Genomic DNA, 18,156 nt, shown 5'->3' with positions numbered 1-18,156 from the left:
TTCCTCTTATTCGCTTACTCTTTTTTTCTGTTATGCCTAGATAGATAAAGAATGATCCCCAGCAGTAAAACAAGTAATATGATTGAGCCAATCATCCACCAATTGATGCTCGTATCGAGCATCACATCCGCTCGATTCAATGCACGCGCTTCATCTGCATCGATCGTAAAATTCCGTTCCCATTGCCATTCCTCTTCTCCTGAACGTGCCGTCATTTTCAATACGTAGTCACCATTACGAAAGCGATCCCCATCTAAGGAAATCGGAAAATTGAAATTGGAGTTTGGCGCCATTTGCATCTGTTCTTGACTGACTTGGTATAAAATTTCTTCTTCGCCCACTTTTTGAACCGTTGCTTCGATTTCCAAACGATTGATAAATGTCGGGGTGAAGTTTTGTAGATTGGCACTGATGACATTGCGATAGTTGAGTTGATCGGCAAAAACATCCAACAACTCTAAATCAGGTTGCACGGTCTCTTGACTGTTACTCACCACCACACCGATGATATACGCAAACTCATTTTGGATGGCGACTCCTTCTTCGTTACTCGTCTCTTCTGTTGTGTCTTCTTTGACTTCTTCGATCCGTAAACCACCCGCTAAGAAACCTTCAAAGGCTTCTTTAGGCATGTTCAGATCAAGCGTAACGGTCTTTGTTTCATTGCCACCAAGCTCAATAATTTCTGGTTGTTCAACCAACTCAACCAGCGAATGCTTGAGTGTAGGGTCTGCTTTTTTCGCATCTTGTCCGTATTCTACGACCCCCATCACGTTAGTATAAGCAGTATGTGGGGTGATTTGGATTTTCTTAGCTTCTGCGTTTGCGTTTTGTAGTTTCAACGTTAGCTTTTCTGTCGCATCCGGTGCCAGGGTTAACTGAAAGTAACCTTCGTTGCCTGACTTTTGGTTGTCCGAGAATTTCGGTGTTACATAAAAATTCAATGTTCCCTCTTCTGCGCTCACGCGCATCGATGCCAAAAAACTAAAGAACACCATAAGGAGTACTACACCTACTTGTTGGATTTTATTTTTTCGATATGTATTTGCTTGTTTCATTCGTCTACCCCTTCCTTTAAAGAGAGTAGCGCTACAAAATTGTAACGCTACTCCATTAATATAAGACAACTTACTTTCTATCGATTCCAAATCTGGATTATGCTTCACCATTTTCTTCTGATTATTCTTCTACACCGCTACTATCAGGTGTATTGGATAACTCCCAAGTTAATGTTGATTTGTATTGTGCCGCATTTTTGGCTGTAGAACCCGGAATAAATAATTGAATCGCATTGTTTGTGACTACATCTGTCTCTGGATCGGCCTCTTGCGTATTTAAGTTTTCTTGATTGCCCCAAACGACGGAAGAGACACCTGCTCCTTTATCTTTTTCTGCTTTCATAACTGATACAGCAGAAGCATTTGGCATCAATTTCAAATAATTGACTCCGTCTGTATTCGTAGATGGTGCATTGAATTCTGGCGCATTCTTAGGTGTATTTCCTTCATACTGGATTTTTGGGTCTAACAATGAAATCTCCGCACCAAGCAATGTGTCGTTTACCGTTGCATTGGTTGCTTTAAAGTCTGTCATGCGTACTTGTAAATCCCAACCAGCATTCGTTCCACGGACATCTTGTACTTGTGCAAAACTGACATATGGAACTTTGTTTTCTTCACCAGTTGTTCCCCTTTTTTGTTGTTTTTCTGCAATCATGTTGTAGGTTTGATCTTGATTCGAGATGACTTGTGAACCGAAATTCATCGTGACAGCTTTCATGATCGATAAAGGTCCAGTTGTTGCTGGTTCTTCAGGGTCAATCTCTACATCTGGATCTATTTCTGGTGGAACAACGACTAGTTCTTCCTCTTCATTTGGTGTAAATTCAATCGTTCCATCGGTTGTTATATTACGTACTTCTTTTGATGTTTCTTCAGTTGTGTCGTCTGCGACAGCCGTGATACCTCCGGCAAAAATGGTAGAGCTTAACGCAGCAATAGTTGCTAATCTAACGAATTTCATGTATTTAAATCCTACTTTCTTTATTTGTTTTTTTCTTTTTGTGATTACAAAACCAAAAACCAAGTGTTACTAAGGTGATCAGAATTCCCAACATTTTCCAAGTACTCATCTGGCTCTCGTATGTTTGTGGTAATCTTTTCTGCTCGCTCTTTCTCACTTCTAATGGTGGTTGAGCGATTTCTTTAGGGAAGATTGGTTTTATCTCAACTTCGGGTGCTGGATCTGGAATTCCTTTTGTTTCATATACGCCAGTAAAACCAATTGTTCCTCCTGTTTGGACTTGATATACTTCTTGAGCAGCGACTAGATTTAACGGATGTATGATAATCAGTAATACGATAAGGAACAAAATGTGTGTGTGTTTCATTTCCCTCCTCCAAAATTCAACTTAGATTTTTAAAAATCTGTACTCTGTAGACTACAGAAGTAGTTTAACAACGAATTATTTTCTCTGCATAACAAAAATTGCGTAGCTTTATGCAATTTTTTAACTTTATTTTTCATAAATAAGTGAAAATATATAACAAATGTTAACGTATACAATCGAAAATAAGAGAAAAAGAATAAATTTACATTTTTATTTTTTTGATGTTCGTTTCATTAAGAACAATAAAGTACTCAATTAATTAAAATACATTTCTAATAGTGACTAGATATAGTATCTTACTTATATATGAAAAATATTAATAGTACTGCTATAAAGCTAGACATTTGTCAATTTCTCACGGCTTTTTTGTGTATTTATTATCATTACATATACTGTATCCCCATTAACTACTGCTCAAAAAAAAAAAATAAAATAAGCGTAAATAAATTTTTTACATTTCAGCAAATTACTAGTGCTGTATACCGAAGAGAACAATTTAGGTTTTTAGACTCATATTTAGTAATAATTTGTTTTAAAGTAATAAATAATCTATACTGATTTAATCATCTATCTAACATTAAATTAATCTTTAACGGGGGGGCATATATAGTGAATCAATTTCAATTCAATTTTATCATTGACAAACAACTTATTCGTATAGTACAGATTTTAGAACAATTCCAACAATTTTCTGTATGTAGTACAGCGGAATTGACTGAAGTTACTGGTGCTTCCTACAGAACAATTTTAGGCGATATCAAAGAAATAAAAGATTATTTTGAAAACAGCATTGCATTAGATTCCTCAAATACCGGATATAGCTTTACTATCATAAATAAACAAAAATATCTAGAACTAAAAAGATACCTAAGTAAGGAAGAACCTTTATTTAAAATAATTGAAAGCATTTTTTTAATGAAATCTATTCATTAAATGAATGGAGCGAAAAACTTCATATAACTCGTACCTCTCTTGCTAGATATATTAATAAAATTAGGCCAACACTATCCAAGTATGAATTGTATATAACTACAACAAAAGTTGATATTATTGGAGATGAAATCAATATACGTCATTTTTTCCATGATTTTTTTTATCAATCAGATATAACATCGCATACTGTGATACCTTCTATTGAAGCTCAAGAAATTGCAATGAGTTTGAGAAAAGAACACTTTTTTCAAGAATATTCAAAAATCTCATTTTTTGATTTTAACTATATAATATTCATCACCTTGGAACGGTTCATTAAAGGAAACAATATTATTGTATTTTCCAAAGATAAACTTTTTTTGAAAAATCAATTACTCAAACACATGAAATTAATAAACTTATCACATGTAAAAGAAATGATTAAAATTTTTTATAACGTCGAATTAACCGATGAAGAACGGACTTATATGTATATACTTTTAATTAGTCGCAGATCGATTGAATCTTTGGAAGCTGAAGAAAATTTTATTAAGCATTTTAGTTATTGGCCAGAAACTATCTATTTAGCTGAAGAACTTATACACCGATTTGAAATTAGAGGCGAAAGAAAAAAAAGAACAATTATTTTTTTTAATTCTTTTTTTACAAGTTTATTTCTAAAATATACTGTTTCTCCTATTTTAGTTAAAAATTTTGATTCTTTTCCTTATCATATAAAAAAAATTCACCCTAATATATATGATATATGTCATGAATTTATCAGTGAAGAACTTACTAATTTTCTACATTTAAATCATGAACAAGTAGATAGTATAAGTGCAGACATGACATTATTTATAGATTCTGTAAATAATAAGAATTCTTTATCTAAAAAGAATATTCTACTCTTACTTGAAGGAAATCAATTTATTGTGAACAGTATACAGACCCGCATTTATAAGTATTTTTATAATCATCATAATCTTAACTTTCCAGATATCACTGAATTAAATTCATCATATTTTGATACTCATCAATTTGATATTGTTGTAACTAATTATTTTGAATATCTAGAACAATTTGATATTAAAAGTCCTACTATAATATTGGAGCCTGTACCTACAACTTCAAATTGGAAAGAATTATTTAGAATTTTAGCTCCTGACCTAGGAAAGGATTTGTCCTTAATCGATTTTTGAATAGTAGAAACACTTAATTAGTTCTGTCTCCACATTCAATATTTAAATCCAATCTTCTTTGTTAAACATTAGCTTAATCTTTTTCTTATTTTTCATGATTGCACTATCCACTATATTTTCCGTATTCAATCTTTTTTTGTTTTTAAAGCATATGATCGGTATTTAATTTTTAAACAATTATCACAAGAACTATTAAGCTAAATAAAAAGAACTTCTACTATTACTTATAAATCAAATAATAGTAGAAGTTTTTTAGAAAATTTTGCCATTTAACAACAAATTATTTCGTTATTTTAAAAGAAAAATATCAATCCAAGTATACCAAGAATCTACAAAAGGCCCAATAAGGTATACTCTGTTGGACTCAAGAGAATATGTCTTTCTGACCTAATTAATTGAGCCACTGAAAGTGCTATGAAGTGAAGAATAAAAAAAGGATCAAAAACTATTAAGTTTCTGACCTCATACATTCCATTATTATTTTTTATTCCTCTCAATCATATTTTCCATGGCAGTTACTTTGATACTTTGTTTGAATATCTTCAAACAGTTAGTCTCTCTTTGTCAGTAAAGCGGACCCCATCTGCATATCCGGAGTAAAATGCTTCTCTATCTTTTACATCATGGGACGTGTCTTTTCCAGGAACAAGTCCAATCTTTTCAACTGCGATTTCTATAACTTTCGGTACTTGTAAGGCAAGTTCATAGCCGTTTGTTAGCACCTGCTTCTTGAAAGTTTCAGTCAATCCACGTAAATAGCCTTCAAGATAATCTTGCTTCAGCTGCCATTTCCGCTTGTATTTCCGACGTATCTCCGGTAATTGTAAAAATTGTCTAGCACAATAGCTGACACTTCCACGAGCATATTCAAATGTAATCTGAGCGATTTGAACATCTGATTCGATTCCAACGAAATGAAGTTCAATTGGAGGACCCGATACATAGTAATAACGAACTCGAAAGTTCTTAGCAATAATCAAAGCAAGTCGGTAGAGCCATTTTTGAGAACGTCCCTCGTATATGATCGTATTAATCACTGCCTCCGTTTTTTGTTCCTGCTTATAGCTAAAGACATCTTCTTCATCTATATTGTGCTGGAGCATCAACTCTTGTGCTTTTACTAGTGCTGACATTGATTCCTCATCGTTTGCATCATTTGCTAAAGCAAATAACTTAACAATTTTTTGTTTTGCTTTTTCATCCATATAATTTCACCTTTTATATATTTTCTAGTTTAATATCGCGAAAACAGAAATATTAAATACCTTCTCAACTTAATTTATACTCGCTTTGCCTGTACTGTAATCAATAGATAAACCATCTTGCACGTTGTGGATTAACACATTGAATTGAATATCGTTGGTTTCAACGCTGCGTGCTTCCATTTGAATCGCCCTGGGCAATAATTCTCGCTCTCTGAATATCGGAGTGACCCGATAACGGACGTGGTTATTGGTTTTTCTTAAATAGTTGGCCACTTCATTTTCAAATTGAACCATGTGGATCTGGTTCAGTTGTTGTGTTCCGGTAAACAAGTTTTTCCAGTTATCATTTTATCATTCTCACCGGTCATCTGAAATCCAATTAAATGGCTTCTATTATAGAGCCAAATATTATTTTCAAGCTTTTTTTGATTCCAACCAGTAGGGTATACGTTTGAAATATCCCCTCGTTCTTCTGTCGGCATCATCGATCGATGTAACAGTGCATCTGCGACACCGACACGATTTAGTGAATCGAGATCCGAAAATGTTTGCCAGGTCCCAGCATCTATTGACATCTCTTCAGCTGTAAAACTGGGGTTATTGCCGTTTACTTGAATAACAACATTCTGACCATCAAAATTAGGTAGATTCTCAACCTCTTCAGCTGAGATTTCTTCCTGATAGGCCCAATCACCGAAAAAGTTAGGCTACTGAACATCGAATTCAGATAAGTCCACTAAAGAAGCAGTAAACCCAAACAAACTGAACAATGCTGCGAGTATGAATTTTGACTTACGTTTCATATATCCCACTTCAAGTTCTGTCTCTTTAACGGAAACTCGTTTGTTTTTTTCTTCGACAGCTACTTCCATTGATCGAATCAATTCTGATGTTTGTGTCTGCGTTAAATCTTTAATCGTATCTTTTTCTTTCTCACTCGCTTTATGTTCCAACTGATTGCTTAAATCTTCGATTCGTTTCAATTGTTGTAACTCGATATTATTCATTTTCTTATCCGTTTGTTTCTGATCTGCTACTGTCACAGAATTTTTAGCTGTTGATTGTTCAGCATCTTCAGCAATTACCGGAGCATTTCCCTCATCTGATAGTTTAGGTTCGTTCTGGCGTGTAGGTTCTTCCGAATGCTGTTTATTGTGATCACTCAATGATTCAGCTGTATTTATAGTTGGCTGAGTTTCAAGTTCAGCAGTTGGCAATTGATTTTCAGGTACGCTAGGATCCTCTGAAACCTTCTTCTGTTCTGTTTGAGCTGCTTCTTGTGAATCGTTTTCCTGTACCTCTTTTTTTTATCAGCTAAAAGGTGCTTGATTTCTTTTTTCCTCAATGACAAATTTCGATCAATTGTATTTGACAATTATTTTAACAAGCCATTAATTGATAAAAGTTTGCGATTAAATGAATTTTTCAAACCTAAACGAATGTCATCCATTGTGTTCGTCACTTGATACACTATATTATTTTTTTGTGTGCTAACATACCTATTTCTGCCCATATTACAGAAAATAGGTTTTCACAAGGCTATGTTTTATCCCTAACAGACCTTGTTTACATTGCTTCTCACTGCAAAGAACTCGACAAAGACGCGTTAGAACCATTGATCGAGTTACTCAAAATGAAACAAACAAAAACAAAAGGTTGGAAAAACGATTATATCTCTCGTTATAATGGCTATCAACCGTTCAGTTTCCGTCGACAAGACTGCCCATGGATCACCGAAATGATTCTACATTTTCTGAAATCTAATTCGGAAATGTCATTTTAAAAAAATAGTCGATGCATAACAAAGGTATGTGTTCATATCTTTTTTAGCGTTATTAAAAAAAGAATATCCTTCATGATCAATACATCACTAAACAATAAAAACAAGCTTATCCCAATAAAAAATTCATATTTTTTAATTTTAACCAAAAAAAAAATTTCGTTATGATATTATTATTATTTTTAAAAATAACAAAAAAATGGTATTATTGGGTTATAAAGTTGATAGAGGAGTGAATGATGTTGGTCCAATTAAGTAAATTTTTATTTTGGTTTCCTTTTAGCATTGCCGCACTAGCATTCTTTTATTTCTTTAAAATAACTAAGCGCACTTTTTCGATTTTCTTAGCTGCGTGTCCTGTGATTTTCTTTATTGTAAAAATCACGACGTATTACTTTTATGACTCTGTGCGGGTGTTTCTTTATTATGAGATTGGTCTACTGCTGTCTGTGATTTTTTTCATCAGTGTGCTGTACTATTTCTATAAAAAACGCTAATTAACAGAAAGAGATTGTGATCCCTATGCTAAGACTCGTGTTAACATAAGGATCACAACCCCTTTTGGTTATTCTTCTTTTTTCTTCTTACGTATGAACAGAAAATAAATCAGCAAGAGAATGATTATTCCAAGTAAAACACCCGCAACTACATATACCCAAGTTGGGATTGATTGTTGATTAACTTCAGTGATCGCTACCTTATTCACTTCTTTCGCTTCATTTTTACTGATCGTAAACTCGCGGTCAAACGCCCATTCATTGTCTTTTGCATCAGCGACTTCTAAATGCAAGGAATAATCTCCTGCTTCTAAACGTTCATTATCCCAGTCGATCGCGAATCGATACGTTGATAAGGGTGCCATTTGCATCTCTTTGTCATAGGATACTTCTTTTACTGTATCCCCCGCAGCATCTTTCACCTCAGCATTATATTTCAAATGACCAATCGCATCCATCGTTGGATTCTTCAAAGTTGCTACCACACTTGTTTTCCCAAATGAAATGGCTGGTTCGACGCCTTCCAATTCCAGCTTTCTTTGCACTTCATTCGTATTATTCATTAATTTCAATCCTAAGACATAGCCATAATTGTTAACGATTTGGCCCTCTTGTTCCGCTTGACCTGCTTTCATAACATGGATGGCTGCCAAGATTTGTCCATCAAAATCTTTTTCCGACATTGTGAGGTCAACGCTAACTTCTTGTGACTTCCCACCAGCTAAAGTGATGCTTTCTGGGACTTTCGCAATGTTGTCGATTTGAAATTCTTCTGGTATATCTGGTTCATCAGTTGGTTGCGTGTAATCAATAAACCCTTGATCATTCGTATAGGCTTGGTTTACTCCAACCTGGTAAGTTGACTCTTCATTCGATGTATTTTCTATCAGGAACTTGATCGTTTGTTTTTGACCAGGTTCTAGTTGTAAATCAAAGTAAGTTAATTTTTTATCGACTTGATTTTGTGGAATAATTGCTTTGATATGAAAGCCTACGTCACTCTCAGTCTCTGCCTCGGTGACCAAAGGGAAGCAAAAAGCAAACATGAAACAAATGGCTAAAATTATTTTCCGCATCACTACACCTCATTTATCGATTCATTTGGTTTTTCCCGTCGATTTGATCATGAACAAAAACCTATAGAAAGAATTGAAGCAATCGCTGAATGCGATTGCTCCAATCTTCTCAATTTGGACACAGCCATTAAGAAGCATCTGCCGTATTGTACAATTGATAATTGATCGTACCGTTCAAGACATTATTTACTTGTAAGACATTGCTCGGATCGGTAAAACCAATTGCGATCGATGTTACCGGAGTGGTGATTTGACCGGTATTATTTCCGGCATCTGGTGTAGTAGCTGATCGAGCGACAATACCAGTTGCGCCTGTACCAACTAATTGTGCACCATTGATTTGGAATGAATTCACATCAAATGTGGCTGGCGCAGCTGCTCGTGTCAATTGGTTGTTCGCAACAGTTGCTCTCACTGACCAAGCTTGTGCGATGCTATCATTTGAAACAACGATATTTCCTGGTGTCGTGATCGTTCCAGTGCTAAGTGAATACGTGCTATTTTCGATTTCCGTCTCAAACGCATAAGTCGCTGGAATGGCATCAAGTCTTAAATCTCCTGAAGTAGCATCGGTGATCGTTACAGTCGTTGGTGTACTTCCTGTTTGTCCTGGTACCTCTGCTGCGAATGCTGCTACTCCACCTATATTTACTAAAACCAACCCTGTGAATACTGCACTTAATGTTTTTGTTTTGTGGTTCATTTTTATTCCTCCTTGATTTTCAATTAATCTACATCGGCAACCACATTTACGAGGTTGACCGTCTGTATCGCTTTATAGGTACCACTTGGACTATTAGCAGGAATACTCAACTTAATACTTTCTTTCGGGATGATCAATCGAAAGTTTTGTTTCGTTCCTTGACTGTCTTTGATGAGTTCTTGCGTTTCGCCATGACTGATATTTTCTATATCATTGACTTGATAGACGGTTGTTTCTTCTGTTATCAACTGTCCATCTTTCAGAGAAAGTTTTATTGCATATTCCTGCTGATTTTTAAAAGCAGATAATGAATAATCGAGTTTCCACCCGTTCGTTCCAGAACGATTGTCAACCACTTCGATCACTAAATCTTGCTTTGCTAGTACTTCAATGTCCGTCTCAGGGACTGGGTAGCGATCAAATGTTGGTGGTATCACTTTCTTTAAATAAATAGCAGGTTCGATGATTTGGACATTCACTGCTGATTTTTTCTCTTCACCCACGGAAGATGCTCGGATCTTTGAAGGGGAAACAAACATCAGGGGCAAGATAAATAGTAGCAACCATTTGATTTTAGGCTTCATCGCTTCTGCCTCCTTAATCGATACATCAGTCCGACAAATCCAATCAGCAATGTACCGAGAAATGCAGACGTTCCATACAACAAACTACCCGTTTGCGGAAGCATCCACTTCGCTTGCGATTTGGTCGTTCCACTTTCACTCTTATCTATGGGACTCACTTCGTCTTTTTCATATAATTCAAACTGGATTTCTTGCTGATCGGAAGCAATCACTTCGTTGGCAAACGCAGGAGCGACTCGCACAAAGCCAGTGAACAAAACAAAACTAAGCAGGAACAAAAGATTCATAGTTATTCGCTTCATCTCATCGCCTCCTTATTCGATCGTAGCCGTGTTATATAGCTTCCAATTGGCTGTTGCTCGTCCACTATAATCACCCACAGGCAACAGTTTTGAGCTATTTAACAACACTCCCGTATTTTCACTCATATTCAGCGTATAAAGATAACCAGTCGGGGTCACACTCGAAGAATCAAACACTTTGATTGATGAATTACCCAAATTTTGAACCGCACTCGTAGGACTTGTTTTCCAGACGAAAGAAAAAGGTGCGCTCGTTCCACTCGTGATTGAAAGACCAACCGACCAATTTCTTGTTGTTCGTGGATCTCTCGAATCCCATACCTTTAATTCTAAGCTATTGCCCGCATCACGATCCAAGATCCCTTTACTTTGACGAACCTTTCGATTCGTCCATTTGAATGTACTTGGTGCCTGTTCAAGTCTTAATTCTCCAGTGTAGGTTACCATCAGATTCAATGATGCTGCCGGTTCTTCGGGTTTCGTCATTTTTCCGGAGGAGTATACTTCAATGACAAATTTATTTTCTCCATAATCAAAATATTTCGTAGGGATCACTAACTGTGTATTTGCATTAAAATTTGTCGCCCCTGTTGTCGTGACATCAGAGAATGGAACATCGGTTAGATAAGTCGTTCCTTTTCTCAATTTGAAACTTAATCGATCGCCGACATCCAAATCTTTCCAATAGAATGTTTTTTTATACCCAGGATTGCGATTTGCAGAGATATCCAATGTCTCACTAAAATTGGTCACCGTATTGACATTTTCCCATGATAAAGCCGTAAATTGGTCCGTTTTTCTAACCCAATAATACACGGTATCGCCATAGTAGGTGACGTTTGTTGTATCATTTGGCGTCGTCCCCACTGGATTTGCCAAGACTGAACTTCCGTAACTAGTTAGTGCATCGGCTGACAATGTTCTTGTTGGTGCTGAATAACTCAGTGTCGCTGAATCTCCTGGATTGAGATTGACCGCGTTATTGGCTAACGTCGTGACCACTGTGATCACGCCAGTCGTTGCGTTATTTGTCACGACTGTTGATAAATTTGCTGGGGCAATGGTTGATGTTACCCCTATGGCAGTCGTCTTCGTGATCGTCGGTATGACTGTCGCATTTGTTGCCAAATTAATTGCTTTCGCATCCAGCACTGTCGTCCACCTCGTAGTATTCAAGGGTGCTTCGCCTGTGTTTACTTTGATTGTGGATTGAATCTTAGCAGGCTGCTCACTGATCAAATATTTATTTTTACTCGTGTCAGTACTAGGAACAGTCACAGAGGTATTCGTATTATCTAATACACTACTCGTCACTGTCGCTCCTGTCGGTATCGGCGGTTGTGTAAAAGCAAAACGAACTTGTCCTGATACACTTCCGTTTGCCGCTGTAAATCCCCAATAGGCACGATTGTTGTTGGTGGCTAACTGCAATTCCGAGTTCAGCTCTCCCCAAGAAACCGTCGTGTCAGTAGTTTTTGCCCCATTGATAGGATTTCTGAATGAATACGTAAAGTTATGTGTTGTGCTATTAAAGCTATAATTGAACTCGTACCATGTCCCATCTTGGACATTTGTACTGACAGCTCCATTAAGGGGGATCAAGCTGTTGTGTTTGATCCGTCCGGGATTAGCGAGGGTCAAAGTGAACCAATCATTTGCTCCTAAATCACCATTTACAGCATTGATTGGTTGATACGTTCGGATTAGATTGCCGGGAAAGGTATATGCCATGTGTGGCGTACTTCCAGCAGGAATTTGTGCATCATAGCGAGCTCTACCAGTTACTGCTTCATTTGCAAACAAGTCAAATTCAACCGCAAATGAATTTTTAATAGCGGTTGTTTCTGGCGTACGCGGGGTTAATCCCTCATAGTATCCGCCAGTTGCTCCGTAGACACCCAAATTTTGTCCGTCTACGCCTACTGCTCGTGAATTCGTGATGGCTGTAGTTTTTCTAGCATCATTATGCATGACAAATGCCACGCCGTCTGCTTGTTGTGTACCAAAATTGACGTAGACACGTTGTGAAAATGACTTCGTAAAATCTAAACGATACGCGTCATTTGACCAAATCGAGGTCCAGTTATTACTCCCCGAAAGAGAAATTTGTGAAAATGGTTTTCCACCATTATCATTCGTATTCGTGACATTTGAAACGACTGCCCCACCATTTGGTGCGGCAAAAGCGCCACTGATAGGCATAGCTCCCGGTGGTACGTATTGAGAACCCGTGCCTGTTGCAAAAGCTTGGTTTACTCGTGCCTTGGGTGGTTGGTAGTCAGAAGAAGTCGAGCTTTGTTCTTGCGCTACTTTTGCTTCACTGGTTGATTGCTGTGTCTCAGCCGTTTCCTGATTTTCTCCAGTTTCGCTATTTTCTTCAATGGTACCGCTCGTTACTTCGGTTGCTTGACTCTCTGAAGTAGCAGATTGATCGTTATTTTCTGGTTCAGCAAATGGAAGAATTTCTCCTTCTGGTGGTGTCAGATTTGTCAATGTTCCATTTGTGGACTTGTACTTGACAAATAATCGAACAGGTTTAGTTGGTTGGGTAAAATATAGGGTAGAAAATTGTTCTTCTGTCAACACCTGACTCTCACCGAGTAATTTATCATCTAACATGAGAGGGATTTTTTCCCCCTTAGAATCGATCAAACTTACGGAAAATTGTAAAACTTCAGACGAATTTTGATCTAGTTTAAATTGTATCCCTTTATCTGTGTCTTCGAGTGATAACGCCACTTCGCCATTATCGATCAACACATTCATTGGCTGGATTTGGTCGACATTAGCAAAAACAGAAGAGCAAACGCCTCCAAAGAAGAACACCATAATAATAATAAAAGTTATAAAAAACGGTTGAATATTGGTTTGATTTCTATTCCTTATCCCCACAGATTTACCTCCTTTGTCCAAACTATTGCAATTTGAATATAGAAGACTTGTAAAAAGTCGTTACTTTTATCATTTTTTCAAATAGCATTTGAGATCAGGTCCATTTCTACTAAATTTCACTTGAAAAAGAAAATCCATCAAAGACTATTATGTAAAAACAACGGAATGACTGATAGAGTTATTTAAAATAAAAAAAGAGCTATGTATAATCTAAATATTTTCTTACGATATCTCTCATCAAAAAAAATAATAACACACTTTATTTTTTAAATGAATTTTTATGCTTATAACATTATATAATTACAACCATAACAGCCAAAATATATGCTTAAATAGCGATAATGAGAGCGCTATCTTACGGCTTTAATCTCCATGGATAAGCATGCACAAAACACTTGTTTTATGCATGCCCGATTGTTCAAACAACTAATAGGTTGCTTTGATTTTTCACACACTAAAATTCTGTGAAAGGAACTAAATGTAAGATTGCTAAAAAAACACCAGCGAAGGCGGATAGAGCCGCGTTTCACTAGTGCCATTCTTAGTTATTATTCCTTCACCCGAGCTAACTCCGCCCATCTCCAGTTTTCCACTACTGGCAGATCATGTCCTTCTTTACGAATATACTCTCGATGTTCTTTCAATTGTTGCGTCATTTCTTCAGCAAAAGCTGTCGCTTCTTCACCGTACACAGTTACCGCTGCATGTTGCGCTAAGTGGAAGCGATCCAATTCACTAAAGACGCGCATATCAAACGGCGTGGTGATATCGCCATTTTCTCGATAACCATGGACCATCAATCGGTGATTGTGTCGTAAGAAGAAAATATCCCGGATCATGCCTTCATACCCATGGAAAGCAAACAGAATTGGTTTGTCTTTCGTAAAGAACGTGTCAAACACTTCATCACTTAGCCCTCTCTGATCAACAGATGGGTGTCTTAACTTCAAGATATCTACCACGTTGATAAAGCGGATTTTTAATTGTGGAAATGCTTGATTCAATAGCGAGACTGCCGCAAGTGCTTCAAGATTTGGTTCTGTGCCTGCTGCTGCGATCACTAGATCTGGCTCTTCATTCGCAGAAACGGTACTAGCCCAATCGATGATTTTCAACCCCTCATTGGCTAATTCTTCTGCTTCTGTTGCAGAATAAAATTGCGGACGTGGATGTTTGCTGGAAATAATCAAGTTGATGACTTGCTCTTCTTGTAGCGCGCGATCCATCACAGCCATCAAACTATTCGCATCTGCAGGCAGGTATTCGCGAATAAACTCTGCTTTCTTCTCTGCTAGATGAGTCAACACCCCAGGGTCTTGGTGGGTATACCCATTGTGATCTTGTTGAAACACAGTCGATGTGGCAATCAAGTTCAATGAAGGATAGTTTTTCCGCCAAGGCTGATCACTAGCTTTACGCATCCACTTGAAGTGTTGCGTCAACATCGAGTCAACAACACGTAAAAAAGATTCGTAACTAGCAAAGAAGCCGTGCCGTCCTGTCAAAACATACCCTTCTAAAAATCCTTCTGCTTGATGTTCCGACAGTTGTCCATCAATGACCCTTCCTACAGAAGACTGCCACTCATCTGAAGCATCTTTAGGTTCCAACCATTGTCGATCTGTCACTTCAAAGACTTTATTCAAGCGATTGGATTTTGTTTCATCCGGGCCAAAGATCCGAAAATTGGTTGGGTTCTTCGTGATTACATCTCTGGCTTGTTCTCCAAAGACCATCATATCTTGTGCAACGACAGCTCCTGGTGTTGCAGTATCCACTGCATAGTTTTTCCAATCAGGCATGACTAACGGTTTGGGATCGATCCCGCCATTTGTGATTGGATTTGTCGACATCCGACGATTGCCTTTGGGTGCGAGCTCCTTGATTTTTTGGTTGATTCTTCCTTGTTCATCAAACAGCTCTTCCGGGCGATAAGACTGTAACCAATCAATCAAATGATCGACGTGTTCCATATGCTCTGAATCAACTGGAATTGGCACCTGATGGGCGCGGAACGTTCCTTCCACTTGTTCATTTTCCCACGTCTTTGGTCCAGTCCAGCCTTTTGGCGTCCGAAAAATAATGACGGGCCATCTTGGCATCGTGGCTGATTCCGCAGGTGCTTGTCTTGCTTCATTTTGGATTTCTTTGATTTCTTCGATCACTGTGTCTAGCGTTAAAGCCAGGATGTGATGAACAACCTCTGGGTCTGTTCCCTCAACAAAATAAGGTTTCCAGCCCATTCCTTCGAAATACTTTCGAAGATCTTCATCACTCTTGCGGGCAAGGATGGTTGGATTCGAAATTTTTCCGCCATTCAAATTCAAAATTGGTAACACCGCACCGTCATTGACTGGATTGATAAAGACATTTGAAAACCAACCGCCAGCTAATGGACCTGTTTCTGCTTCGCCATCGCCTACAACTGTCGCCGCGATCACATCCGGATGATCAAGGATCGCACCTGTCGCATGGGCAAGTGAATAGCCAAGTTCTCCACCTTCATGGATCGATCCTGGTGTTTCCGGCGCGGCATGGGATGCAATTCCGCCAGGATAAGAAAATACCCGACATAAATGTGCCAATCCTGCTTCATCTTCTGTAAATTCAGGATAGATCTCACTGTAACTGCCATCAATATAAGAATTAGATACCATCACTTGTCCACCATGACCAGGGCCCTCTATGTAAAACATATCCAAATCGTATTTATTGATGACACGATTTAAATGTGCATACACAAAATTTTGTCCAGCAATCGTTCCCCAATGTCCAATAGGATGTGTCTTTACATCGTCTTTAGTTAACGGACGGCGTAATAATGGATTATCTTTTAAATACATTTGAGCAACAGAAATATAATTTGCAGCCCGCCACCAAGCATCTAATTGTTCGAATTCTATTTGTTTGTCTACGTTTGTCATATCGAACACCCCTTTAATCATTGCTAGTCCTACAAAAGAACAAAAAATGAGTCTGGCCTTTACCAGAGTGTCCAGACTCATCTTCGTCGCTTCTTTCGACTGCTCGTATGTGCTATCCCTTAATCAGCTGATAACATTACGGTATTTATTTAACTTTAACTTGAATCTCAAAGAAATGACATCATAACGCTCTACTTCGTTGAAAAAGAATGTTAGACGTAAGTTTTTCTAAAGTCCCAAAGTCTTTCAATGGATCATTTAAGTTATTTGATGACAATATCTTCTAAATCAACCAAGCGTGCCCACGTTTGGATCTGCTCAGTCGTAAGGTGCAATGACACAACGGTATGGTGTCCGCCACCCGTGCGGATCCAAGCACCTACCCCCTCATGGAAATTCGGTTTGACTTTCCAAAGTACGCGTGCCACTGGTAAATGTGGGGCTTCTTCCGTTGGTTCGAAGGCTTCCACTTCATTGATCAACAATTTGTAATCCGTGCCAAAATCTGCCATGGAAACCACGACACCATCGCCTGCTTTCCCGTCAAACACCAAACGAGCCGGATCTTCTCGATCACCCATCGATAATGGCGAAACAACGATTTTTGGTCGATTGACTGCCAATGTCGGATCTACTTCCATCATGTGAGATTGTAAAATTGCTTCTTTTCCTGGTGTCAGTTCATAGGTGTAATCTTCCATGAAACCTGTGTCTTTATTTTGTGCCATGATTTTTAAAATCCGATCCAAAGCAGCTGTTTTCCAATCCCCCTCACCGGCAAATCCGTAGCCTTCTGCCATTAATCGTTGGACTGCCAAGCCAGGTAATTGTTGCATACCGTAAAGATCTTCAAAGTTTGTTGTGAAAGCATTATAATTGCCCGCTTCCAAGAACCGTCTGATTCCGATTTCTTGTTTTGCTTGTACTTTGACATGTGCCTCCCAAGTGTCATGATCATAATCTGCATAATCAAAATCATAAAGTTGTGTATATTCTTCAAATAATGACGCTACTTCTTCATCAGTGACTTCATCGATCACTTTGACTAAATCGCCAATCCCATAATAGTCGACCACCCAGCCGAACTGGATCTGTGCTTCTACTTTGTCTCCTTCGGTCACAGCCACATTACGCATATTGTCTCCAAAACGAGCGACCTTGATCGAGAAGCTTTCATTATAAGCTACAGCCACATGCATCCAGTCTGAAATTCGGCGTTGTACATCTTCTGATTGCCAATGACCAACAACGATTTCATTTTTCTTATTGAGACGTGCATTAATAAAACCATATTCCCGATCCCCGTGGGCTGCTTGGTTCAAGTTCATAAAGTCCATATCGATCGTTTCCCATGGGATACTCTCGTTAAATTGAGTAGCTAAATGTAATAAGGGCTTTTGCAGCAATTGCGTGCCACGAATCCACATTTTTGCTGGTGAGAAAGTATGCATCCAAGTGATAACACCTGCTACTTGCTCCTGGTAATTCGCTTCCTTCATGATCGAGGTGATCGTATCAGCAGTTACTGCTAGTTCTTTTAGTACAATCGGATAAGGCAACGTTTGGTGATCATTTAGTGCCGTAACGATCGTCTCTGCATTCTTTTTGACCTGCGCTAACGCTTCTTCTCCATATAGATGTTGTGAACCTACGACAAACCAAAATTCTTTTTTACTGATTGCTAACATGATTG

General features: G+C 38.0%; 17 protein-coding genes. 3 read left to right on the top strand and 14 right to left on the bottom strand.

From position 1 onward, the window contains the following. Positions 1 to 14 precede the first annotated feature (14 nt). The 3 genes from P3R27_RS03100 to P3R27_RS03090 form a co-directional block, all read right to left on the bottom strand. Entirely contained in the window at positions 15 to 1,058 is a 1,044-nt protein-coding gene (locus P3R27_RS03100) for a WxLIP family cell surface protein (protein ID WP_301357338.1), read from the bottom strand. Between the two features lie 121 nt (positions 1,059 to 1,179). Continuing rightward, on the bottom strand, positions 1,180 to 2,022 hold the full coding sequence (locus P3R27_RS03095; protein WP_034687769.1) for a WxL domain-containing protein: 843 nt from the start codon (positions 2,020 to 2,022) through the stop codon (positions 1,180 to 1,182). A gap of 4 nt (positions 2,023 to 2,026) precedes the next feature. Then, positions 2,027 to 2,389 (bottom strand): EF2685/EF0750 family sortase-dependent surface protein, encoded by a 363-nt coding sequence (locus P3R27_RS03090; RefSeq protein ID WP_034687771.1) that lies wholly within the window; start codon positions 2,387 to 2,389, stop codon positions 2,027 to 2,029. A gap of 609 nt (positions 2,390 to 2,998) precedes the next feature. Between P3R27_RS03090 and P3R27_RS03085 the strand changes: the two genes are divergently transcribed. Continuing rightward, on the top strand, positions 2,999 to 3,322 hold the full coding sequence (locus P3R27_RS03085; protein ID WP_301390158.1) for a hypothetical protein: 324 nt from the start codon (positions 2,999 to 3,001) through the stop codon (positions 3,320 to 3,322). Next, the gene (locus tag P3R27_RS03080; protein WP_318036145.1) at positions 3,310 to 4,500 is read left to right on the top strand and encodes an AcpB/EbpR/MafR family transcriptional regulator; all 1,191 of its coding nucleotides are present in this window, start codon (positions 3,310 to 3,312) and stop codon (positions 4,498 to 4,500) included. The genes P3R27_RS03085 and P3R27_RS03080 overlap by 13 nt, the downstream gene beginning before the upstream one ends. Positions 4,501 to 5,042: 542 nt before the next feature. On the opposite strand, the gene P3R27_RS03075 is transcribed toward P3R27_RS03080, so the two are convergent. From P3R27_RS03075 to P3R27_RS03060, 4 genes are all read right to left on the bottom strand, one after another. Next, positions 5,043 to 5,705, bottom strand: a complete 663-nt coding sequence (locus tag P3R27_RS03075) for a DUF2786 domain-containing protein (protein WP_126134195.1) — start codon at positions 5,703 to 5,705, stop codon at positions 5,043 to 5,045. Positions 5,706 to 5,774: 69 nt separating this feature from the next. Beyond that, on the bottom strand, positions 5,775 to 6,035 hold the full coding sequence (locus P3R27_RS03070) for a DNA/RNA non-specific endonuclease (RefSeq protein WP_301355824.1): 261 nt from the start codon (positions 6,033 to 6,035) through the stop codon (positions 5,775 to 5,777). Continuing rightward, positions 6,011 to 6,280, bottom strand: coding sequence for a DNA/RNA non-specific endonuclease (locus P3R27_RS03065; RefSeq protein WP_235186297.1), 270 nt, complete (start codon positions 6,278 to 6,280; stop codon positions 6,011 to 6,013). The genes P3R27_RS03070 and P3R27_RS03065 overlap by 25 nt, the downstream gene beginning before the upstream one ends. A gap of 132 nt (positions 6,281 to 6,412) precedes the next feature. Further along, positions 6,413 to 6,871: a hypothetical protein gene (locus tag P3R27_RS03060; protein WP_241234764.1), complete on the bottom strand. Its 459-nt coding sequence runs from the start codon at positions 6,869 to 6,871 to the stop codon at positions 6,413 to 6,415. Between the two features lie 467 nt (positions 6,872 to 7,338). Between P3R27_RS03060 and P3R27_RS03055 the strand changes: the two genes are divergently transcribed. Continuing rightward, positions 7,339 to 7,488 carry a hypothetical protein gene (locus P3R27_RS03055; protein ID WP_241234765.1) on the top strand — a complete coding sequence of 50 codons (150 nt, stop codon included), beginning with the start codon at positions 7,339 to 7,341 and terminating at the stop codon, positions 7,486 to 7,488. A 562-nt stretch (positions 7,489 to 8,050) separates the two neighbouring features. On the opposite strand, the gene P3R27_RS03050 is transcribed toward P3R27_RS03055, so the two are convergent. The 7 genes from P3R27_RS03050 to araA all read right to left on the bottom strand — a co-directional run bounded on the left by P3R27_RS03050 (position 8,051) and on the right by araA (position 18,151). After that, a complete protein-coding gene (locus P3R27_RS03050; protein ID WP_235186299.1) occupies positions 8,051 to 9,058 on the bottom strand; it encodes a WxLIP family cell surface protein in 1,008 nt (335 codons plus the stop codon). A gap of 127 nt (positions 9,059 to 9,185) precedes the next feature. Next, the gene (locus P3R27_RS03045; protein WP_271526072.1) at positions 9,186 to 9,761 is read right to left on the bottom strand and encodes a hypothetical protein; all 576 of its coding nucleotides are present in this window, start codon (positions 9,759 to 9,761) and stop codon (positions 9,186 to 9,188) included. A gap of 23 nt (positions 9,762 to 9,784) precedes the next feature. Further along, entirely contained in the window at positions 9,785 to 10,345 is a 561-nt protein-coding gene (locus P3R27_RS03040; protein ID WP_301355830.1) for a WxL domain-containing protein, read from the bottom strand. Beyond that, positions 10,342 to 10,647 (bottom strand): LPXTG cell wall anchor domain-containing protein, encoded by a 306-nt coding sequence (locus P3R27_RS03035; RefSeq protein ID WP_034687793.1) that lies wholly within the window; start codon positions 10,645 to 10,647, stop codon positions 10,342 to 10,344. The genes P3R27_RS03040 and P3R27_RS03035 overlap by 4 nt, the downstream gene beginning before the upstream one ends. A gap of 12 nt (positions 10,648 to 10,659) precedes the next feature. After that, positions 10,660 to 13,539, bottom strand: coding sequence for a hypothetical protein (locus P3R27_RS03030; RefSeq protein WP_271526071.1), 2,880 nt, complete (start codon positions 13,537 to 13,539; stop codon positions 10,660 to 10,662). 548 nt (positions 13,540 to 14,087) lie between these two features. After that, positions 14,088 to 16,463: a phosphoketolase family protein gene (locus P3R27_RS03025; RefSeq protein ID WP_034687796.1), complete on the bottom strand. Its 2,376-nt coding sequence runs from the start codon at positions 16,461 to 16,463 to the stop codon at positions 14,088 to 14,090. 263 nt (positions 16,464 to 16,726) lie between these two features. After that, positions 16,727 to 18,151, bottom strand: coding sequence for an L-arabinose isomerase (gene araA / locus P3R27_RS03020; RefSeq protein ID WP_301355833.1), 1,425 nt, complete (start codon positions 18,149 to 18,151; stop codon positions 16,727 to 16,729). Between the last annotated feature and the right edge of the window lie 5 nt (positions 18,152 to 18,156).

The sequence above is a fragment of the Enterococcus spodopteracolus genome, from assembly GCF_030441955.1.
Taxonomy (GTDB): Bacteria; Bacillota; Bacilli; order Lactobacillales; family Enterococcaceae; genus Enterococcus_B; species Enterococcus_B spodopteracolus.
This window is presented reverse-complemented; position numbering and strand designations above follow the sequence as displayed.